At 73.6% G+C, this 18103-nt stretch carries 12 protein-coding genes and 1 pseudogene; 7 read left to right on the top strand and 6 right to left on the bottom strand.

Annotated features, from left to right (window positions below):
* Window positions 1–28 precede the first annotated feature (28 nt).
* Together ACF053_RS00645 and ACF053_RS00640 are read left to right on the top strand one after the other, a co-directional pair.
* A complete protein-coding gene (locus ACF053_RS00645) occupies window positions 29–1075 on the top strand; it encodes an aldo/keto reductase (protein WP_391951752.1) in 1047 nt (348 codons plus the stop codon).
* 595 nt (window positions 1076–1670) lie between these two features.
* Window positions 1671–2234: a dihydrofolate reductase family protein gene (locus ACF053_RS00640; protein WP_391951751.1), complete on the top strand. Its 564-nt coding sequence runs from the start codon at window positions 1671–1673 to the stop codon at window positions 2232–2234.
* Between the two features lie 98 nt (window positions 2235–2332).
* Here ACF053_RS00640 and ACF053_RS00635 read toward each other — a convergent pair whose 3' ends face one another.
* Window positions 2333–4822: an SCO7613 C-terminal domain-containing membrane protein gene (locus ACF053_RS00635; protein ID WP_391951750.1), complete on the bottom strand. Its 2490-nt coding sequence runs from the start codon at window positions 4820–4822 to the stop codon at window positions 2333–2335.
* Window positions 4823–5222: 400 nt separating this feature from the next.
* On the opposite strand from ACF053_RS00635, the gene ACF053_RS00630 reads away from it, so the two are divergent.
* Window positions 5223–5864 (top strand): esterase/lipase family protein, encoded by a 642-nt coding sequence (locus tag ACF053_RS00630; protein ID WP_449336527.1) that lies wholly within the window; start codon window positions 5223–5225, stop codon window positions 5862–5864.
* 175 nt (window positions 5865–6039) lie between these two features.
* On the opposite strand, the gene ACF053_RS00625 is transcribed toward ACF053_RS00630, so the two are convergent.
* A complete protein-coding gene (locus ACF053_RS00625) occupies window positions 6040–7419 on the bottom strand; it encodes a condensation domain-containing protein (RefSeq protein ID WP_391951748.1) in 1380 nt (459 codons plus the stop codon).
* A gap of 420 nt (window positions 7420–7839) precedes the next feature.
* Here ACF053_RS00625 and ACF053_RS00620 point away from each other — a divergent pair, with 420 nt between their 5' ends.
* Together ACF053_RS00620 and ACF053_RS00615 are read left to right on the top strand one after the other, a co-directional pair.
* Window positions 7840–8619 carry a class I SAM-dependent methyltransferase gene (locus ACF053_RS00620; RefSeq protein WP_391951747.1) on the top strand — a complete coding sequence of 260 codons (780 nt, stop codon included), beginning with the start codon at window positions 7840–7842 and terminating at the stop codon, window positions 8617–8619.
* 101 nt (window positions 8620–8720) lie between these two features.
* A pseudogene (locus ACF053_RS00615) lies at window positions 8721–8950 on the top strand (hypothetical protein); the annotation flags it as partial.
* 93 nt (window positions 8951–9043) lie between these two features.
* On the opposite strand, the gene ACF053_RS00610 reads toward ACF053_RS00615, so the two are convergent.
* Both ACF053_RS00610 and ACF053_RS00605 read right to left on the bottom strand, forming a co-directional pair.
* Window positions 9044–9394 carry a hypothetical protein gene (locus tag ACF053_RS00610; protein WP_391951746.1) on the bottom strand — a complete coding sequence of 117 codons (351 nt, stop codon included), beginning with the start codon at window positions 9392–9394 and terminating at the stop codon, window positions 9044–9046.
* A gap of 316 nt (window positions 9395–9710) precedes the next feature.
* Window positions 9711–11732: an ATP-binding cassette domain-containing protein gene (locus ACF053_RS00605; protein WP_391951745.1), complete on the bottom strand. Its 2022-nt coding sequence runs from the start codon at window positions 11730–11732 to the stop codon at window positions 9711–9713.
* Window positions 11733–12475: 743 nt separating this feature from the next.
* On the opposite strand from ACF053_RS00605, the gene ACF053_RS00600 reads away from it, so the two are divergent.
* Window positions 12476–12799 carry a hypothetical protein gene (locus ACF053_RS00600; protein ID WP_391951744.1) on the top strand — a complete coding sequence of 108 codons (324 nt, stop codon included), beginning with the start codon at window positions 12476–12478 and terminating at the stop codon, window positions 12797–12799.
* Window positions 12800–13230: 431 nt separating this feature from the next.
* On the top strand, window positions 13231–14010 hold the full coding sequence (locus ACF053_RS00595) for an SDR family NAD(P)-dependent oxidoreductase (RefSeq protein ID WP_391951743.1): 780 nt from the start codon (window positions 13231–13233) through the stop codon (window positions 14008–14010).
* A 120-nt stretch (window positions 14011–14130) separates the two neighbouring features.
* Here the strand turns inward: ACF053_RS00595 and ACF053_RS00590 are convergent, their stop codons facing one another.
* Both ACF053_RS00590 and ACF053_RS00585 read right to left on the bottom strand, forming a co-directional pair.
* On the bottom strand, window positions 14131–14760 hold the full coding sequence (locus ACF053_RS00590; protein ID WP_391951742.1) for a class I SAM-dependent methyltransferase: 630 nt from the start codon (window positions 14758–14760) through the stop codon (window positions 14131–14133).
* 55 nt (window positions 14761–14815) lie between these two features.
* On the bottom strand, window positions 14816–17680 hold the full coding sequence (locus tag ACF053_RS00585) for a beta-L-arabinofuranosidase domain-containing protein (protein WP_391951741.1): 2865 nt from the start codon (window positions 17678–17680) through the stop codon (window positions 14816–14818).
* Window positions 17681–18103: the final 423 nt, after the last annotated feature.

Raw genomic sequence — 18103 nt, 5'->3', positions numbered from 1 at the left:
AACTCGTCCCTCGGTGGAAGGGGTCCCCATGGAACACAGGCGGTTGGGCGCATCCGGGCTCATGGTGCCGGCGCTGAGCTTCGGAGCCGGCACCTTCGGCGGGCGAGGTCCGCTCTTCAGCGAGTGGGGCACGACCGACTCGCAGGAGGCGCGCCGTCTGGTGGACATCTGCCTGGACGCCGGAATCACCATGTTCGACACCGCCGACGTCTACTCCGCCGGTGCTTCCGAGGAGGTCCTCGGGAAGGCGGTCAAGGGCCGACGGGAGCAGGTGATCCTCTCGACCAAGACCGGCCTGCCCCTGGGGGACAGGCCGGGCGACGCGGGCTCCTCCCGCAGCTGCCTCATCACCGCGTGCGAGGCCGCCCTGCGCAGGCTGGGCACCGACTACCTCGACCTGTTCCAGCTCCACGCCTTCGACGCCGGAACACCCGTCGAAGAGGTGCTGGCCACCCTCGACACCCTCGTACAGGCGGGAAAGGTGCGGTACGTCGGCGTCTCGAACTTCTCCGGCTGGCAGGTGATGAAGTCCCTCGCGGCCGCGGAGAAGCACGGCCGTCCCCGCTATGTGTCCCACCAGGTGTACTACTCGCTCATCGGCCGCGACTACGAGTGGGAGCTCATGCCGCTCGCCCGCGACCAGGGCCTGGGCGCGATCGTGTGGAGCCCGCTCGGCTGGGGCCGCCTCACCGGGAAGATCCGCCGCGGCGCACCGCTCCCACCCGGAAGCCGACTGCACCGCACCGCCGACTACGGTCCGCCCGTCGCCGACGACCACCTCTACCGGGTGGTCGACGCGCTGGAAGAGGTCGCAGAGGAGACGGGCAAGGCCGTGCCGCAGATCGCCATCAACTGGCTTCTCCAGCGGCCGACCGTGTCCTCGGTCATCATCGGCGCCCGCGACGAGCAGCAGCTGCGCCAGAACCTCGGTGCCGTCGGCTGGTCCCTCGCCCCCGAACACCTGGCGAAACTCGAGGCGGCGAGCCATCGGACGGCGCCGTACCCGTACTACCCCTACGAGCGGCAGGAAGGATTCGCCCGCCTGAACCCGCCGGTGTTCGCCACGCCCCGCTGAGGGTCCCTCCTCGGCAGTGCCCGACCGGCCGGGCGCACCGAGCCGTGCCGGACGGACCTCCCCAGCCGCCTCGCGGAACGTGGCGGTCCGACCGCCGGCGTCCACGGCTGCAGCGCCCCGGGCAGGGGACGGAATCGGCGGCCCCGGCCGCGGCGGGCAGCCGGGGACGCGCAGGCAGTCTGGGACGCGGCGGGGGCAACGGCGGCCCCGGCCGCGTTCGCCGCGCGGGCCGCCCGCACGGCGGCACGGCCTCGACGGCTGTGCAGCGACGGAGCGGCGGCCCGCCGGGCCGGCCGACACCGCGGTACCACCCGGCGGCGGGCTACTGCCCGGCACCGGGACACCGCCCGCCGCAGCACCTGGTCTGTGGGCGGAGCCGCTCACCATGCCGCGGACGCGCACGCGCCCACGCGCGCGGTCGCACCGGGTGCGCGGCGACTCCACCTTGCCGGACGCATCAGCACGCCACCGGGGAACACCGGGGCGGCCGGGCCCAGGAGGAACCGCCTCGGCCCAGGGGACCCCCGCGAGCCGCGACGAGTCGGAGGTGCCCGGCGGTCGTAGGGTCGAACCCCGTCCCCGAGGAGGGCTTCCGATGCGCAGCGTGACCTATTCGATGGGCGTCTCACTCGACGGTTACATCGTCGGGCCGGACGGCGAGTTCGACTGGACGGCGCCCGACGAGGAGGTCTTCCGCTTCTGGATCGACGAGATCCGGGAGGTCGGCGTCCACCTGCTGGGACGAAGGCTGTACGAGACGATGCTGTACTGGGAGACCGCCGACCAGGACCCATCGCTCGACGACTCCATGCTCGAGTGGGCCGCGCTCTGGAACCCGCTCCCGAAGGTGGTGTTCTCCACCACGCTCGCGGAGGTACAGGGCAATGCCCGCCTTGCCTCCGGCGACCTGGCGGGGGAGATCGAGCGGTTGCGCGCGGAGCCCGGCGGGGGCGACATCGCGATCGGCGGCGCGACGCTCGCCGCCGAGGCGGCCGCTTCGGGTCTGATCGACGAGTACCGGGTCGTGGTCCACCCGGTGCTGGTCGGCGGTGGCACTCCGTTCTTTCCCCGACACGAGCACCGGGTGGATCTCGAACTCGTCGAGACGCGCGCCTTCGGCTCGGGAGTCGTCCTCCTCCGCTACCGCGTGGCGCGCTAGCGGGCACCGATCCGGAGCGCGTGCCGTCGTCCGCGCCGCCTCCCCGGCCCGTCCGCCCGGGGGCGGGAGACCATGAGCCGGCCGCGCGGACGCTCCGCCTACCGGAACCGCCCGAACACCTCACGCACTCGCCGCGCGTCGCGCAGCCGCTGCTCGTAGGTGGCGCCCAGGGCGAGCAGCAGCAGTCCGGCGAGCGCGGGAGCCACCCACCGGGGGAGGACACCGACGACCTGGGCGATGTACGGGGCGAGTTCGTGCAGCGCCACCAGGGCGAGCACGCTCCCGCCGAGGACCAGCGGTGCCTGGAGCCGGTGCCGGGCGCCCACCAGGGTCACGGCCAGCGCCGCCGTGCCGAGCACCAGGGGGCGCAGCCAGTGCCGGTCCTCCCACGCGGCGAGCAGGCTCGGCAGCAGGGTGACCGTCAGTCCGGCACCGTACGCCGCCCAGGACGACAGCGCCGGGTCACGGCGACGGCGCAGGAACCCGACGACGAGCGCGGCCGCGGTCACCGGCAGGGTGTACGCCTCCGCTGTGGTGACCTCCCAGGCCGCCAGGCGCACCCAAGCGGCCAGCAGGAACAGCACGGCGGCCACGTATCCACCCGATCGCCGTTCCGCGCGCAGCGCGGTTCCCGCCGCGATGACCGCACCGAGCGAGAGCACCAGGGCCAGCGTCGGCGGATCGGTCACGGCGAGGACGACAGCGAGCACCATCGCGACCGTCCCGGTGACCTCGACGGGAACGGCAGCGGACGTGCCGCCGAGACGTGCCGCGATCACCGCCCCGGCGCCGGGCACGACGAGGACCAGCAGGGCGGTGTGCTGCGGCTGCCAGCCGGCGGACGCGCCGATCGCGCACGCCAGGGCCGTGGCGTACCCGAGCGAGGCGGGCGCCGCGAACGGGCCGAGTCCCCGGCGCACACCCGCCGCGCCGAACAGGGCCGTGAGCGCCACGAGCACACCGATCGTCGCGGGTTCGGAGGCCAGCGACAGGAGCGCGAGGTGGAGCGAGGTGATCAGGGCCAGCACCACGGCCGTGAGGTGCGACGGTGAGGGGCCGGCCGCCTCGACGGAGGCGCGGCGGGCCCACTCCGCGCAGCCCAGCGCGGCCACGATCACGACCCCCTGCGTCACCAGCCCCGCCGGGTGGGGGAGGTCGAGCACCGCGGGGAGCACGAACGCCGTCGCCCACCCCAGGACGAGGGCGCCCGTCGTGGCCACCGGGCGCCAGGTCGCTCCGCGCCCGGTCAGGGCCTGTACACCAGCCACCACGAGGAGAACGAGCGGCACGGTGGCCGCGTACGGAGGCCAGGGCACCTCGGCGAACACGGCGGCCCGCGTGCCCCCGGGCGCGTCGGACCAGATCCGGCCCACCCAGGCCGCCGGACCGATGAGGGTGCCGGCCACCAGGGGAACCGCCCACAGCACCGCGAGGCCCTGGACGGTCAGCGAAGCCCACGCCAGTCCTCGGCGCACGGGCTCGGGCAGGCGCGTCGGTGGGACCGTCGTCAAGGCGAGCGCGCCGGCCAGACATCCCGGCACCGTCCACTCCCCGGGTACCGAGGCCCGCAGCACCCCGCCCACCCCCGCGACCAGGCACAGACCGCCGGCCAGGGCCGAGCCGATGGCGATCTCCCGCTCCGGGACGAACCGGGCCGCGACCAGGGCGATCGTCGCGGCGAGGGCCAGCAGGGCCGCCGCCCGTGCGGCGGAGCCCGGGCCCGAGGCGCTCCAGCAGAGCCACCCGGCGGCGAGAACACCCGAGGCACCCATGCCGCACGCGCCGACGACGGCGAGGATCCGCACCGACAGGCGTGTCGTCCGCAGTGCGACAGCGGTGTCGGCGGCGGCGGTCACCAGCAGCACGGCCGTCAGCGTGTGCGGGCCCGCGCCGGTGGCCAGCGCCCAGAGTAGCGGGGGGAGTTGCGCGGTCGCCGCGGCGAGAGGAGCGGGGAGCCGGAGCACGAGGCGGGCCCCTCCTCCCGCGGCGCCCTTGCGCGCCGCGGCCTCCCGGGCGGGCGACGCCAGCGCGCTCACCCCCACGCCGTATGCGACCCACGTCCCGGCCAGGACCGCCGACGCGGCGGCCGCGTACCGCAGACCGTCCGTGCCGGTGAGCAGGGCCTCGTGCAGCGCGTAGGCGTCGAGAACGGTCAGCGCCATCCCGAGGCCCGCCACCGCCTCGGCGGTCGAGCCGAGTCCGCGCCGCAGCAGTGTCACGGGCACGCCCAGCGCCGCCACCGTCACCGCGCCGAGCACCAGCGCCCGCCCGGCGATCCCCATCTGTCCCCAGCTGACCAGGGTGAAGGCGATCGCGGCGATCGTCAGCAGGATCCCGCCGAGGAGCAGCAGCACGTTCTGCACCTTCGGTGCCGGGGTCTCCGGCCGGCGGGCGGCGCTACCGGCACCGGCGGGCCACACCGAGGGTGTGGCCCCGCGGTCCCGGGCGGGCTGCCGGGCGGAAGCCGCACTCAGCGTGTGGACCAGCCACTCGCGGCGCCGCAGCAGGACGGCACGGCGGGCGTCGAGGTGCCACAGCTCGGCGTCGAGGAGTCGTAGCTCCTCGGCCGGGGGTGGAAGCGTCGTCATGCCTCGGAGTGTCTCCCCGTCACCCGCGTCGGACATGAGTGTGCGTACTCAGCTTCTCGCTGACGCGCCCCATGGGTACGCCCGGCCTTCCACGTCCCTCCAGCCGGAGTCGTTCCGCCGCACCCCGAGCCGCGCGGCGGCCCGATCACGCCTCAGGAGGTGTCGGCCGCGACGAGACCTGCCCGGGCGGGGGCGCGACGGTGCCCCTCCCGGACGACGTACCGCGTGAGGGCCCGAGCGACCCCTCCATGTGCCGAGCCGACACGTCTCTGCGGTGAAACCCCGCCACCGGACGGGTGAGCGTACGGGTGCGGCTCCGTCGCTCCGGCCGTCGGCACGGTAGGAACCGCGCGTGACCAGGAACCTGTCGCGGAGTGTGTTCACGCTCCTCCTCGCGCTCATGCCCCTCCTTCCCAGCCCCGCGTCCGCATCGGCGGTCGGCGGCCGACAGCAGGCCGCCGGCCCCCACCCGATCGTCTTCGTCCACGGGTGGAACTCCGACGGCTCCACCTGGCGGACCATGGCCGACCGCTTCCGCGCGGACGGCTGGCCGGCCGGCCGCCTCCACCCGTGGACCTACGACGCCACACAGTCCAACACCACCACCGCCGGACAACTGGCCGACGAGATCGCGCGCGTCCTGCGCACCACGGGCGCCACCAAGGTGGACGTGGTCACCCACTCCATGGGCGCCCTGTCCTCCCGCTACTACCTGAAGAACCTCGGCGGCGCTTCCCAGGTCGACGCGTGGGCCTCCCTGGCCGGACCCAACCACGGCACGGAAACCGCACGCTGGTGCGGCGGCGCCCCCTGCGTCGAGATGCGCCCGGGATCCGCCTTCCTCACCCGCCTCAACTCCGGTGACGAGACCCCCGGCTCCGCCCGCTACGCCACCTGGGGCTCCCCCTGCGACAGCGTCATCAACCCCGCGAGCAGCGTCGCCCTCAACGGAGCCGTCAACACCACCACCGCCTGCCTCGACCACAGCGGGCTGCGCACCGACCGCACGGTCTACGCCCAGGTCAAGGCGCACCTCCGGTAGCCCCGCGCCCTCCGGCAGGCCCGACCCCCAGGGCAGGGCCTGCCGCCCCTCCCTCGCCCCCGGCAGCCGCCTCCCGCCCCCGGTCACCCCCGGCGGTCGGTCGCAGCGGAGGGGGATGGCGAGCTGACGCCTACGGCCCGCCCGGCGGGGGGAGCGGCCCGTCGAGAACCACAGGTCACTGGGAGACCGTGGCGACGGTGCGGGTGAGGGTGCGCAGCAGCGCCTCGTGGGTGACGCGGGCCTGCGGGGTGTCGACGTGGATGCTGTTGACGTGGAGACCGTCCTCGGCCCGGTGGAACCAGTGGAGGATGCCGTTGCACCCGGACACCCACACGTGCATGCGGGCCCGCTGCCCGGCGTGGTGCGCGGCGCCGGGCATGCGCCGGAAGTCGATGTAGGAGTAGAAGTTCACCGCGTGCGGCCAGTAGTGCAGCCTGGCGTACTCGGCCGGGGCCAGCAGGCGCCAGGCCTGTACGAAGTGCACCCCGGCCTGGGCGCGCATACGTGCGAAGGCGGTCCCGGCGGCGGTCAGGGTGTCGGCGAACCCCTCGACCCTCCCCACGGCGAACTCGATGGGGAGGGTGTTGACAAACCACCCCATGGACTGCTCGTAGACGCCCCTGCCGCGCTCGTTGACCGGTACGAGACCCCGGTACACCGCAGGTCCTCCCTCCTCCCGCACCGCGGTGGCCAGCGCGGCGAGCAGCCCCGTCGACAGCCGCCCACCGCGGGCCCTGCACGCCGCCTCGAACGCCTCGACGCCCTGCGCGTCCAGGAGCCGCTCGGTGGTGGTGACCGGCGCGTACAGGCGGTCGGGCACGGTGCCGAGATCGAGGGGGAAGCGGGGGAACAGGCCGCCGTTGCGCTCGGTGAAGTCCCGCCAGTACTCCAGTCGCGGGTCGTCGGCGTGCAGGTCCTGGTTCCCGCGGCGCTGGCTCCGGCTGAACTCCAGGTAACTGCCCGCCTCCACCGGCGTGAGGGCCCCGCCGGCCGTGAGCGCCCGGTAGGCACCGGTGATGTCGTCGAGGGCGATGGCCGTGGACAACCCGTCGGTGACCAGGTGGTCACACGAGAACCACACCGTGGCCGAGTCGTCCCGGACCACCGCGCCCATGGCGATCAGCGGCCAGGAGAGGGTCTCGACCTCCTGGAACGCCTGGTGCAGGTGGGCGCCGACCTGCGCCGACGTCTCCAGGTGGTCCGCCTCGACGTGCTTGAGGGCGACCTCGCCGGGGGAGAGGACCTCGCAGGACAGGTCCCCGTCGAGCGGCTCGTAGAACGCGCGGAGCACCTCGTGGCGGCGGATCAGATGCAGCAGGGCGTCTCCGATGGCGTCCAGGTCCACCGGCTCGGTGATCTCGAACGTCGCGGCGACATAGGAGCGGACCGGCTCGTTCACGTTCCGCGCGTGCTGGGCGACGGTGAAGTGCTTCGCCTGGTTGTAGCCCGCCATCCGCCGCACGGCCGGCGACCCCTCACCGGACACCGGCACCAGATGCCACCGGTGCGCCTTCCCGGGCCGGATCTCCGTGTCCTCGACCGAGACCTGCAGCATGCCGTCCTCCCGCCATCCACCACCGAACGCCCCCTGTCAACGCCGCCGCACGGTGAACGGAAACGGGTGCGCTGCGAGGCGCTCCGCGCCGACGCCGGGGAGACGGCGCCGTCCGGCGGGGCGGTGGAGGCGTTCGCCCTCGTAGCGGACAGCCGGGGCGTCCCTCAGCCGTAGGACCGTGTCGCGCGCCCGGTCCGGCACCCGGGTGGGTTCGTGGCGACCCGGCGCGCAGCGGACGCGCTCGATGCGCAGGCCGGGTGGAAGGCGCCGTCGCGCGGGGGCTGCCCGCACGACGGGGCCACCGGCTTCCTCCCACTGCACCAGCACCGACGTCGACGGCCCGAAGACACGGGCTCGCGGCGCCGACGGACGTGGCGCAGGCCGGTAGCAGCGCGGCATGGTCACCGTTAGGGTGACCGCGTGGAAGAGGACGAACGGCTGTCGCACCGCTCGTCGTTCGGCACGGCGGCGGCCGCCTACGCCGAACACCGCCCGGACTACGCGCGGACCGCGGTGCGCTGGGCGCTCGAACCGGCGCCCGGCCCGCGGGTGCTCGACCTCGGCGCCGGAACCGGCAAGCTGACCGCCACGCTGATCGCGCTGGGTGCCGACGTCACCGCGGTCGAGCCCGACCCGGCGATGCTCACCGAGCTGCGCCGCGCACTGCCCGCTGCCCGCGCCCTGCCGGGCAGCGCCGAGGCGATACCGCTGCCGGACGCATCGGTCGATGCCGTGCTGGCCGGCAACGCCCTGCACTGGTTCGACATGGCCGTCGCAGGACCCGAGATCGCCCGGGTTCTCGCACCCGGCGGCATCCTGGCCGGCCTGTGGAACGTCATGGACGACCGGATCGACTGGGTTGCCGGACTCGCGCGGGTCGGCGGCTGCGCGGCCATCGGCCCGCGTGACACGCCCACCGGCTGGCGCGCCGAGACGGCGGACGCACACCTTCCCGAGACCGGCGTGGCCGCGCGCTTCGGCTCGCCGGAGCGCGCCGAGTTCCCGCACGGGCAGCGCCGCACCGCCGACTCCCTCGTCGCGACCATCGCGACGCGCGCCGGGATGCTGGTCATGCCGGAACGGGAACGCGAGGCCACGCTCGGCCGGATCCGCGCGTACCTCGCGAGCCGACCGGAGACCGCCGACGGCGAGTTCACCCTCCCGATGCTGACCGCCGTACTGCGCGTGCGGCGACTGTGAGAGCCGTTCGACTCACCGCGGCCGCCCCGCCGCCTCACCGCGCTTCCGTCTCGGCGGCCCTCGCGCCGCCGGAGGTGCCTTCTGTTCACCCGACCAGCTTTCGCGGAGACGGCGTGCACTGGAAGACCGGCCCCCCTGAACTACGCCAACGGCCGTCCTTTCGCCTGGGTCGACGACGAACAGCGAGCTGGACCAGGCGTACGTGACTCCCCACCATCGCGGGGCCGGGCTTCTGCCCCACGTCGACCCGCGCGTCGGTCTGCACGAGGACGACTTCCGCGCGCTCGCTGACTTCGCTCGGTCCATCAGCACTTCACCAGCCAACGGCTGAGCACGCGCCAGGCCCTTCGGGCAGCCCCGCCCGAACCCGCGATCACCACGGGACAGGCCTTGGGCGCCGGGTTCCGGCGACGTCGCCGAGCGGTCAGCCGCCGTGGAGGCCCCACTCGTCGAGACCGCTGTAGACGTGGGCCTCCAGGCAGCGCGGAGCGTCAAGTCCGTCGGCCTCGCCACGGTAGGGGGCGACGAGCGAGTCCTTGCCCCGCCACCAGGTGTCGGTCAGGCGTTGCACTTCGGGTACCGGCTCGTACCCGCCGAGGTCCAGCGACTCGGCTGCCTTGCCCCTGATCCCGGTGACGGCGGTGGCCCAGCGTCCGGCATGGGCGGCGAGCGCCAAGGATTCCACCCAGCCGTCCGTGCTGGCGTGCAGGGGTGTCCAGCGGTGGGCATCGATCCCGAATGCGCCGTCGGGGCCCATGGCGAAGCGGTAGGCCATGGACACCCGGCGGGCCCCGGCCGGGAACCACCAGCCCTCCGCGGCCGAGCCCTCGGGACGGTCCGCGTCCAGAGTGCGCGGACCCCCCTCGTGGAACGTACGTGGCCGGCGGCAGGGCGAGGCCGCCCCAGCGGTCCTGGAATTCCGCGGCTCGATCCATCTCCGCAGCGGGGATCCCGTGTCCGATCCTGCGTCACGGCGCCGCCGGACGTCGCGGCACCTGCCGGGCGCGGCTCGACCGAGGCGCGGACGGTGCCGACGTGGCCCGGAAGCTGGAGTGCGACCAGGGAGGTCCGTGGCTCCAGCACGCACGGTGTCATGACAGCGTCCGCCCCTCACCCACGGCGTCGGTCGGCTTGCTCGGCGCCGCCTCCGCCGGGGTGTGCTGCGTGGGCAGCGAAGGGTCGAGGAACTGGCGGGCCTGCAGTTCGTACATCTCCCGGAACACACCGACGCCGGTGCTCGGGTCCATGAGGTCGGTGAAGGTGCCGTGCTCGACGACCCGGCCCTCGTCCAGGACGTAGATGAGGTCCGCGGCCCGGACGCTGTGGAGGCGGTGGGTGATCAGGATCGTGGTCTGACCGGAACCGGCCAGCTGGTGGATCTGGTCGAAGACCCGCTGCTCGGCGGCGGGATCGAGCGCGCTGGTGGGCTCGTCCACGATCAGGACGGCACCGTCGCGGCGCCGGGCGCGAGCAAGGCCGAGCTTCTGCCACTGGCCGCCGGAGATCTCCTGGCCGCCCTTGTACCCCCGGGTGAGCAGGCTGTCCAGGCCCCGGGGGAGGCCCTCCACGACCTCGTCGGCGCCCGCGTAGGCCGCCGCCGCCTCGATGCTCCGGTCGTCCATCGCGGCGCTGCTGCGGCCGATGCCGATGTTCACCCGGGCGGTGAAGGGCCAGCGGAAGAAGTCCTGCGCGACCATCGCGACGCGCTCGAAGACCTGTGCCCGGTCGGCCTCCGCGGTGCTCACCCCGCCCCACAGCACCCGGCCGGAGTCCGGGAGCCGGGCCCCGCTCAGCAGCCGCACCACGGTCGACTTGCCCGAGCCGTTCCTCCCGACCAGGGCCACCGTCCTGCCCCGGGGGATGGCCAGGTCGACCTCGAACAGGGACGGCTTGTCGGCACCCGGGTAGGTGAAGGTCACCTTCTCGAACCTGATCTCCTCCGCGTCCGCAGGCACGTCCAGCCCGCCGGTGGGGATGGCGCGCCGGGCGGCTTCCTCGCACAGCTTCTCCAGGTCCGCGACGAACAGGGCTTCCTCCTGGACGTCGGTGACGCGCAGGACGAGGTCGGTGATGCTCGCCGCCCCGGTACGGATCGCCAGTACCGCCGTGCCGGCGACGGCGAGGCCCATCTGCCCGTGCCACAACAGCAGCCCGAGGGCGCCGTAGGTGGCGACGGTCGCGGCGCCGCGCGCAGAGTCCGCGATCACATTGGTGCGGGCGCCGGTCCACGCGAGCCTGGTCTGCTCCCGCTCGCTGGTCTCGGCCATCTGCCGGAAGTGCCGCAGCAGGAACGGTGCCGCGTCGTGGACGCGGATCTCCGCCGCGGCCTGCTGGTTGATCAGGAGCTGGCTGATCAGCTTGGCCGCCCGTACGTGCTGGACGAAGCGGTGCCAGCTGATGTACCGGTGCCGGGCCATGGTCAGCGAACCCCACGCGCTCGGCAGGGCCATGAGCGCCAGGAGCGGCAGCAGGACCGGGTGCAGGACGGTGAGCACGCCGGCCGCGGCGATCAACGAGATGGCGGAGGTGACCACGGCGATGCAGTAGCCGACCATCCGTCGGGCCGAGTCCGCGCCCCACTGGGCGGAGTCCATGAGCTTGTGGAAGGCGTCGTCCTCGATCGCCTCCAGCTCCACCCGCGCCACCAGGCCGAGGTACCGCTCGGTCGCCACACGCTGTGCCTTCGGTTCGAGGATGCCCGTGGCGGCGGCCGAGGCCGACCCGCACGCCGATCCGACGACCGCGAGGACCGCGACCAGCAGGAGGGACGGCAGCGCCGCACGCAACCGGCTCGTGATGTCCCCGGAGGCGAGGAGCTCGACGAGGAGGGCGTTGACCGCGATCAGGGACACGGCCTGTGTGATGCCGCGGACGACCTCGCTCACGGCGACCGCCGTGAACGCCCGCGGGTCGGCCTCGCGTGCCAGCCGGACAGCCACCGCCACCTGCTTCGGCAACGAACCGGCCATCGAGCGCAATCCCAGCTTCAGCCAGGCACCGTCGTGGGCGCCCCACCCGTGGTCGTAGGTGAGCTCACCCCCGAACAGCAGCTGCTCGGATGCCGACGGACCTTCCGCGGCGGCCGCCAGCGGATCACTCGCGCCGCTCGTCATGCCCCCCACCTCCTGTCCGGAAGCACTGCGGCGAGGGTGCCGACGACGCTCCGGGGCCTCGCCGTGGCCGCCGCGGGCCGGGCGGGCACAGGCTGAGGAGCGGCAGGAAGAGGAGCCTGCAGAGGGGGTGGTGGGTACATGGTGGCCTCCGGAAGGGGGGCGGGCGGTGAGCGGTTGCCCAGCTCAACGACGCTGCTCCGCGTGTCGAACACACGTCTTTCGGTCGTGGCGGACACCCCGTTGCAAGGCGAATGCGCGTTCGTGCCGGATACACCGACCCTTGCCGGACCGGGTCGGGGCTCAGACGGAGAGTGGCCGAAACGCCGACGATCGGCGCAGGACGGGGCGCGCATGACCGCCCCGTGGTTCGCAGCGGCGACCACCTGCGCGGGGCCCTTGCTCCTCTGGGGTCGGAGGGGAAGCGGTCGGGTGGCCAGGGCTCAACCGCGCCGTGCTGCGGGACAAGGGCGACGAGCGCCTTCTCCCGTACGGCATGAATGCCTGCATGCGGGCTGAAGCGGTGGTCCGTTGGCCGGTCGCGGCGCGACTTGGCGGCACACGGGCGGATGGGTGGCACTGCGCGTCCTGCCGGGGCCCCGCCGACTGCGCTGGCCGCCGGGGCGCGCGGAGGGGCACCTGTCCCGCCTCCGGCAGCCGCCGTGCGGCGATCCGCCGGGGAGCGCCGGACGGTGTGCGGCGGTGCTGGGGAAGACTCCTTCCGTGCCGATGAGAGGAGGTGCACGGTGGACGCACGGGATGTGCTCGACTCCGCCGCCGGCGGATGGTGGTACCCGGTCGTGGTCATCGCGCTGGTGATCGCCGGCGCTGTGTGGAAGGCGGTGTTCCGCTTCGACCCCGATCGGCCGGGAGAGACCGTTCTTCCGCCGTGGCTGCTCACCAGCGGCGCCGTCATGGCCGCGCTGCCCTTCGTCGTCAGGTATCTCGCGGACGGCGAGACGGGCGGGGGCACCTTCGGTCTGAGTGTGGTCGTGGTGCTGGCGGCGATGAGCCTCGCCACCACGCTCAGGCAGCAGGCTGCGGCGTCCCGTCGCCCGCCGCGGCCTTGAGGGGCCTCGACGTGCCCCCGTGCCCGCACGGTTGCGTCGGCACGGCCACCGGCGGGACGGTGACGTTCGGTTGCGACGGCGCCTCGACCGCCCTCGGTACGGTGGCCCTCCGCCTTCGCCCCCCGACGGCGCGGCCGTGGGCCACGGCGGCTTCCGCTGCCGGATGACGGGGGCCGGGCGGCCCGGGGTCGGTGGGTGTCTCGTCGGTCAGTCGGGCTCGTGGCTCGCGGCGCCTGGCCGCGGCCGCAGGGTTGACCGATCGTGTCCTGTCGGGCAGGGCCCGGCTCCGGCAGGGTGGGAGCGTCCGCGAAGCGATCGACGGGAGCCGGTCACGGCATGACGCACGCGGCACGGCATGGCGTCCGCGCGACGGCATGGCGCCCGCGGCACGGCATCCCTGGTCATCCTGCGTCACGAGGGAAGAGGCGATCATGGGGGAGCTGGACGGCAAGACCGCGCTGGTGACGGGCGGTTCGCGTGGGATCGGGCGCGCGGTGGCCCTGCGGCTCGCCGCCGGGGGAGCGCTGGTCGCGGTCCACTACGGCGGCAACGAAGAGGCTGCCGCGCGGACCGTGGCGCGGATCGTCGAAGCCGGCGGCCGGGCGTTCGCGGTGCAGGCCCGGTTCGGCGAGAGCGGCGCGGTGGACCGGCTGTTCGCGCAGCTCACCGCCGAACTGGCCGACCACGGCGCGGACGGCCTGGACATCCTGGTCAACAACGCCGGCATCCACTCGGCCGGTTCGATCGCACACCTCACCGAGCAGGAGTTCGCGCGGCTGCTGGCGGTCAACGTGAGCACGCCGGTCTTCGTCATCCAACGGGCACTGCCGATGCTGCGTGACGGCGGACGGATCGTCAACATGGGTTCGGCGGCCACCCGGATCGCGGAACCCGGCCAGATCGGGTACACCGTCACCAAGGCGGCGCTGGCGGCTCTCGGACCGTCGCTCGCCAACGAGCTGGGCCGGCGCGGGATCACCGTCAACACGGTCGAACCCGGGGTGGTGCTGACCGACATGATCGCCCCCTACGCCGCGGTGCCCGAGGCGGTGGCCGGGCTCGAGTCGATCACCGCGCTCGGACGGATCGGCGAGCCGGAGGACGTCGCCGACGTGGTGGGCTTCCTGGCGGGCCCGCAGGGGCGCTGGGTGACCGGCCAGACCATCGACGTCTCCGGCGGTACCTACCTCGGACCGATCACGGCCGGGTGATCAGCCCGGGGTACGTACGGGCCGACGTACGCACGGGGGTGTCGCCGTCGGCCGCGCCCCTCGGTGAAGCCCGGCGTGCACCCTCCCGCACCGGCCGTCCACCGTCCGCGGGAGCACGCTTCAGGAGCGGCGGGCCATCAGGTGGGTGTCGAGGAAGCCGCGTTCGGAGGCCGGGTCGTGGAGCAACCGGGCGAACGTGACGAGCCCGGCCCCGGCGAGCAGCTCGGCGAACCGGTCCGCCGGCCAGCTGTAGGCGGGCGCCACCTTGTGGTCGAAGCGGACCGGATCCGGTCCTCCGGTCCCGAAGAACGAGACCAGGAGCAGGCCGCCCGGTGCCAGGACACGCGCCTGCTCGGCGAGCAGCGCGGGCAGTTCCCCGGGCGGGGTGTGGATCATCGAGTAGTGGGCCAGCACACCGCCGAGCGCGCCGTCCTCGACCGGCAGGGCCTCCATCCGCGCCTCGTCGAACCGCAGCGCCGGATGGGCCCGCCGGGCGTGGTCCACCATGCCGGGGGAGAGGTCGAGCCCGAAGGCGTCCAGCCCCAGGTCGTGCAGCATGGCCGTCAGGTGGCCGGGACCGCACCCGACGTCGGCCGCCCGCGGGTTCCCCGTCCCGCGCACCAACTCCGCGAAGGTGCCGATCATGGCCCGCGCGAAGGGCTGCGTCTCCAGCCGATCAGCGAACATCGACGCGTACAGCTCGACGATCCCGTCGTAGGCGGCCCTGGTCTCGTCCTGGTGTCCCACCACGGGTAGAAGCTAACACCCGCGTCCTTTCGCGGCCGCCCCGGCCCCGTGCCGTGCGTCACCCGGCCACGTAGGAAGCCCTCTCGGCCGTCGTCACCACCCTCCGGCCGTCGGCCGGGCCGAGCAGCCCCGCCGTCACCCAGGCGCCGACCGTCGTCCGCACGTGCCCCACCAGGGCCGACTTGGTCGCGAAGGGAGCGGCGGCCCAGATCTCGTCGACGAGTGTGGTGCCGTCGGCCTTGGCCGGGTTGGCGACGCCGGACTCGCTGCCCCCGAAGGCGATCCGCGGCTCGACGCGCCGGAAGTAGGCGTGGGACGGGTCCTCCGTCCCCTCGAAGAAGGGCGCGAACTCGACGCCGTCGAGAATGTGGTGGAGCGGCTTGCCGTCCACGGGTGTGAAGCTGGGTGCCAGGTCGGAGAGCGCCGTGTTGCGGTGGAGCGCGAGACGGAGGAAGTCCGTCCTGGAGTCGCGGGCCACCAGGTTGACCGGGCCGTGGAACAGGGTCTGGACGGTCGGGTCGTCCGGTGCCTTCTCCACGCGCAGCGAGAAGGGGACGGACACCCGCACGGTGTCGCCGTCGCGCCAGGCGCGGGAGACCGTGAAGTAGCTACCGGGAACGGGTGTCCCCTTCGCCGCCCTGCCGTTGACGGTCACGCGGAACCCGCTCCGGGCCCAGGCGGGCACCCGCAGCAGCAGGTCGAACGTGGCGGGCCGGCGGCCCCGTACGGTGATCGTGGAACCCTGTTCCCTCGGGTAGTCCGTCGTCTGGGTGACGGTGACGCCCTTCTCCGCCCAGGTGAGTGTCGTCGGGCTGTAGAGGTTGACGTACAGCGCGCCGCCGTCGGGCCGTGCGAAGTACACCGAGTCCTGGTACTTGGTGTGGCTCTCCATTCCGGTGCCCTCGCAGCACGTCGTCCCTGCCTTGGGCGTGTAGTCGCGCACGTGCCCGGGCCGCAGTCCGACGAAGTAGGTGACGAGCGGCTTCTCCGCGTCCGGCCGGTCCTGCTTGGAGCCGAGGACCTGGTTGAGCAGGGCCCGCTCGTAGTAGTCCATGTACGCCGGGTCCTGCTCGTGGAGGAACAGCGACCGGCTCAGTTTGAGCATGTTGTACGCACAGCAGGTCTCGGCGTTGGTGTCGCCGAGCGTCGCGGCGATGAGCCCGCGGCCCTTCCAGAACTCCGCGGTGCTCGTTCCGCCGATGCCGTACGTCCGCGTCGGGACGACCATGCCCCAGAAGTTCTTCGCCGCGGCCAGGTACCGCTCCTCGCCGGTCTCGTCGTACAGCCGGACCGCCCCGGTGAGGACGGGGATGTGCTGGTTGGCGTGCAGGCCGTCCAGGACGTCCTCGTCCGCCGCGCAGGCGTCGATGAGCCGGTCGAGGTCGAACATCCGGGCCAGCGCCAGGTGCCGGGGCTCGCCGGTGACCGCGTACAGATCGCAGATCGCCTCGACGATGCCGCCGAACTCCCCGCTGGAGAAGATGTTCCACATGCGCTGCCGGGTGGCGGCGGGCAGCCTGGACAGCCGCGAGTACATCCAGTCGCACAGGCCGTCCGCGAGGTCGAGCGCCCGGGCGTCCCCCGTGTGGAGGTGCGCGTCGAGCAGCCCGCGCAGGATCTTGTGGGCGGTGTAGTACGGCGCCCACACCACGGTGTAGTCACCGGCGGTCATGGACTCCAGGGTGATGAACTGGGTCTCCGGGTACGCCGCGAGGAAACCGGGATGGCTGGGCCCTCCCCAGGTGCGGCGCAGGGTGGCGTGCCGGCCGTGGCCCGACGCGTCCGCGAAGGTGGAACCGCTCGTCTCGTCGAAGCGGTACGAGGCCAGGTCGCCGGTGCCCGCGGAGGACCGGTCGGCCGGTACGTCCCGCAGTTCGGCGACCTCGGCGGCCGACAGGGCCCGTGACCAGATGTCGACCTGGTCGAACGCGCCGGCGAACACGGGGTCGGCGGGGTGGTGCGACCGGCCGAGCCAGTGGTGGGCGAGGGTGCCGAGCGCCGTCGGGTCGAGGGTCATCGCGGTGTTCCGGCCGACGGCGGCGCCGTCGACGTAGAGCGTCGCGGTGCTGCCGGTGAGCGTGACCGCGAGGTGGCTCCACCGGTCCAGCGGCAGCGGCGCGGTGCCGTCGACGCCCTGCTCGCCCGCGGGGCCGCTGGTGGTGAGGGCGAAGCGGGGGCGGCCGTTCGCGTTGCGGACGGCCAGGTAGAGGTAGCGGGTGGTGTCGTTGCCGAACTCGAAGACGCGGGCCCAGTCGGCGTCGTGCGTGGGCTTCACCCACGCGGAGAGGGTCAGGGACGGGGAGGCCCCGAGGAGACCGCCGGGCAGCTCGACGTACTGGTGGGAGCCCCGGACGTTCTCGGCTGCCGTACCGAACCTGCCCGGGACGCTCAGCACGGCCGGGTCGTGGCGCAGTGCCTCGCGGACCTCGGCCAGGGCTCCGACCATGGTGCGGATCCGGTCGGCGTAGACCGCCTCGCCGGTGCCGGCGTACGCCTGCGAGAGCATGGTGAGGAAGTGGCCCGTGTAGTGGCCGCGGAGGTTTCCGTTCGCCTCGCCGTCGAGACCTTCCCACCCGCCGGGAGCGACCGCACCGCGGGTGGAGAGCCCGGCGTTGGCGCGGAAGACCTGCAGCAGCCGGTCGACGTCGTACCCACGGCCGTGGTCGAGGATCAGATCGCGCTTGGCCGCGAGGACACCGCTTCCGTTCAGCGTCACGTTCGTGAGGGGGAAGGGCCTGACCGTCCACGCGGACGGAGCGGGCAGCGCGGCACCGGCGCCACCGCCGCCGGTGCCGAACGAGGGGCGGGGGCCCGTGCCGGACGCGGCGGACGCCGGACTCCCGGGCAGGGACGGCACGAGTGGTGCGGCCGCGGCGAGCGTGGCGCTCCGGAGGAAACCGCGTCTGTCGAGGGGCGGAGTCATGAGCTCCCCCTTCTGTTCGGCAGATCGAACGTCGTCTGGCGTGTCGATCGGACCGTAGGGGCAGGACGCGGGTGCGTCAACATCCCTGCCGGGACTGCCGGTTCGGGTGCGGCTGTCGCGGCGGCTTCGTGAACCCAGGGGGCCGGTTGCCCGAACAGGCTCATCCGGTCGCCGGTGTGGGGTGCCGGCGGGGGTGTCGCGGGCGCGCCGTGTTCGTAAGCGCCGCGACGCATCCGGACGCCCCCCCGCTCCCCGTCGGCAGCGCCGTGGACGGGAGCGTTGTCCGGGGGTCGGGCGCGGCACGACAGGAACGTCACCTCCGTCACGGGAGGGCTGTGCGAAGCGTTGACGTGCAAGCGCTTTCCTCCTACCGTCCGTTCGAACTGGCGTCCTCTATTCGACATGTCGAACGGATGTCGCTGT

Origin of the sequence: Streptomyces kanasensis (assembly GCF_043077165.1) — a bacterium.
Classification (GTDB): Bacteria; Actinomycetota; Actinomycetes; order Streptomycetales; family Streptomycetaceae; genus Streptomyces; species Streptomyces changanensis.
Note: the sequence above shows the minus strand (reverse complement) of the source record. Positions and strands in the feature narration are given on the sequence as shown.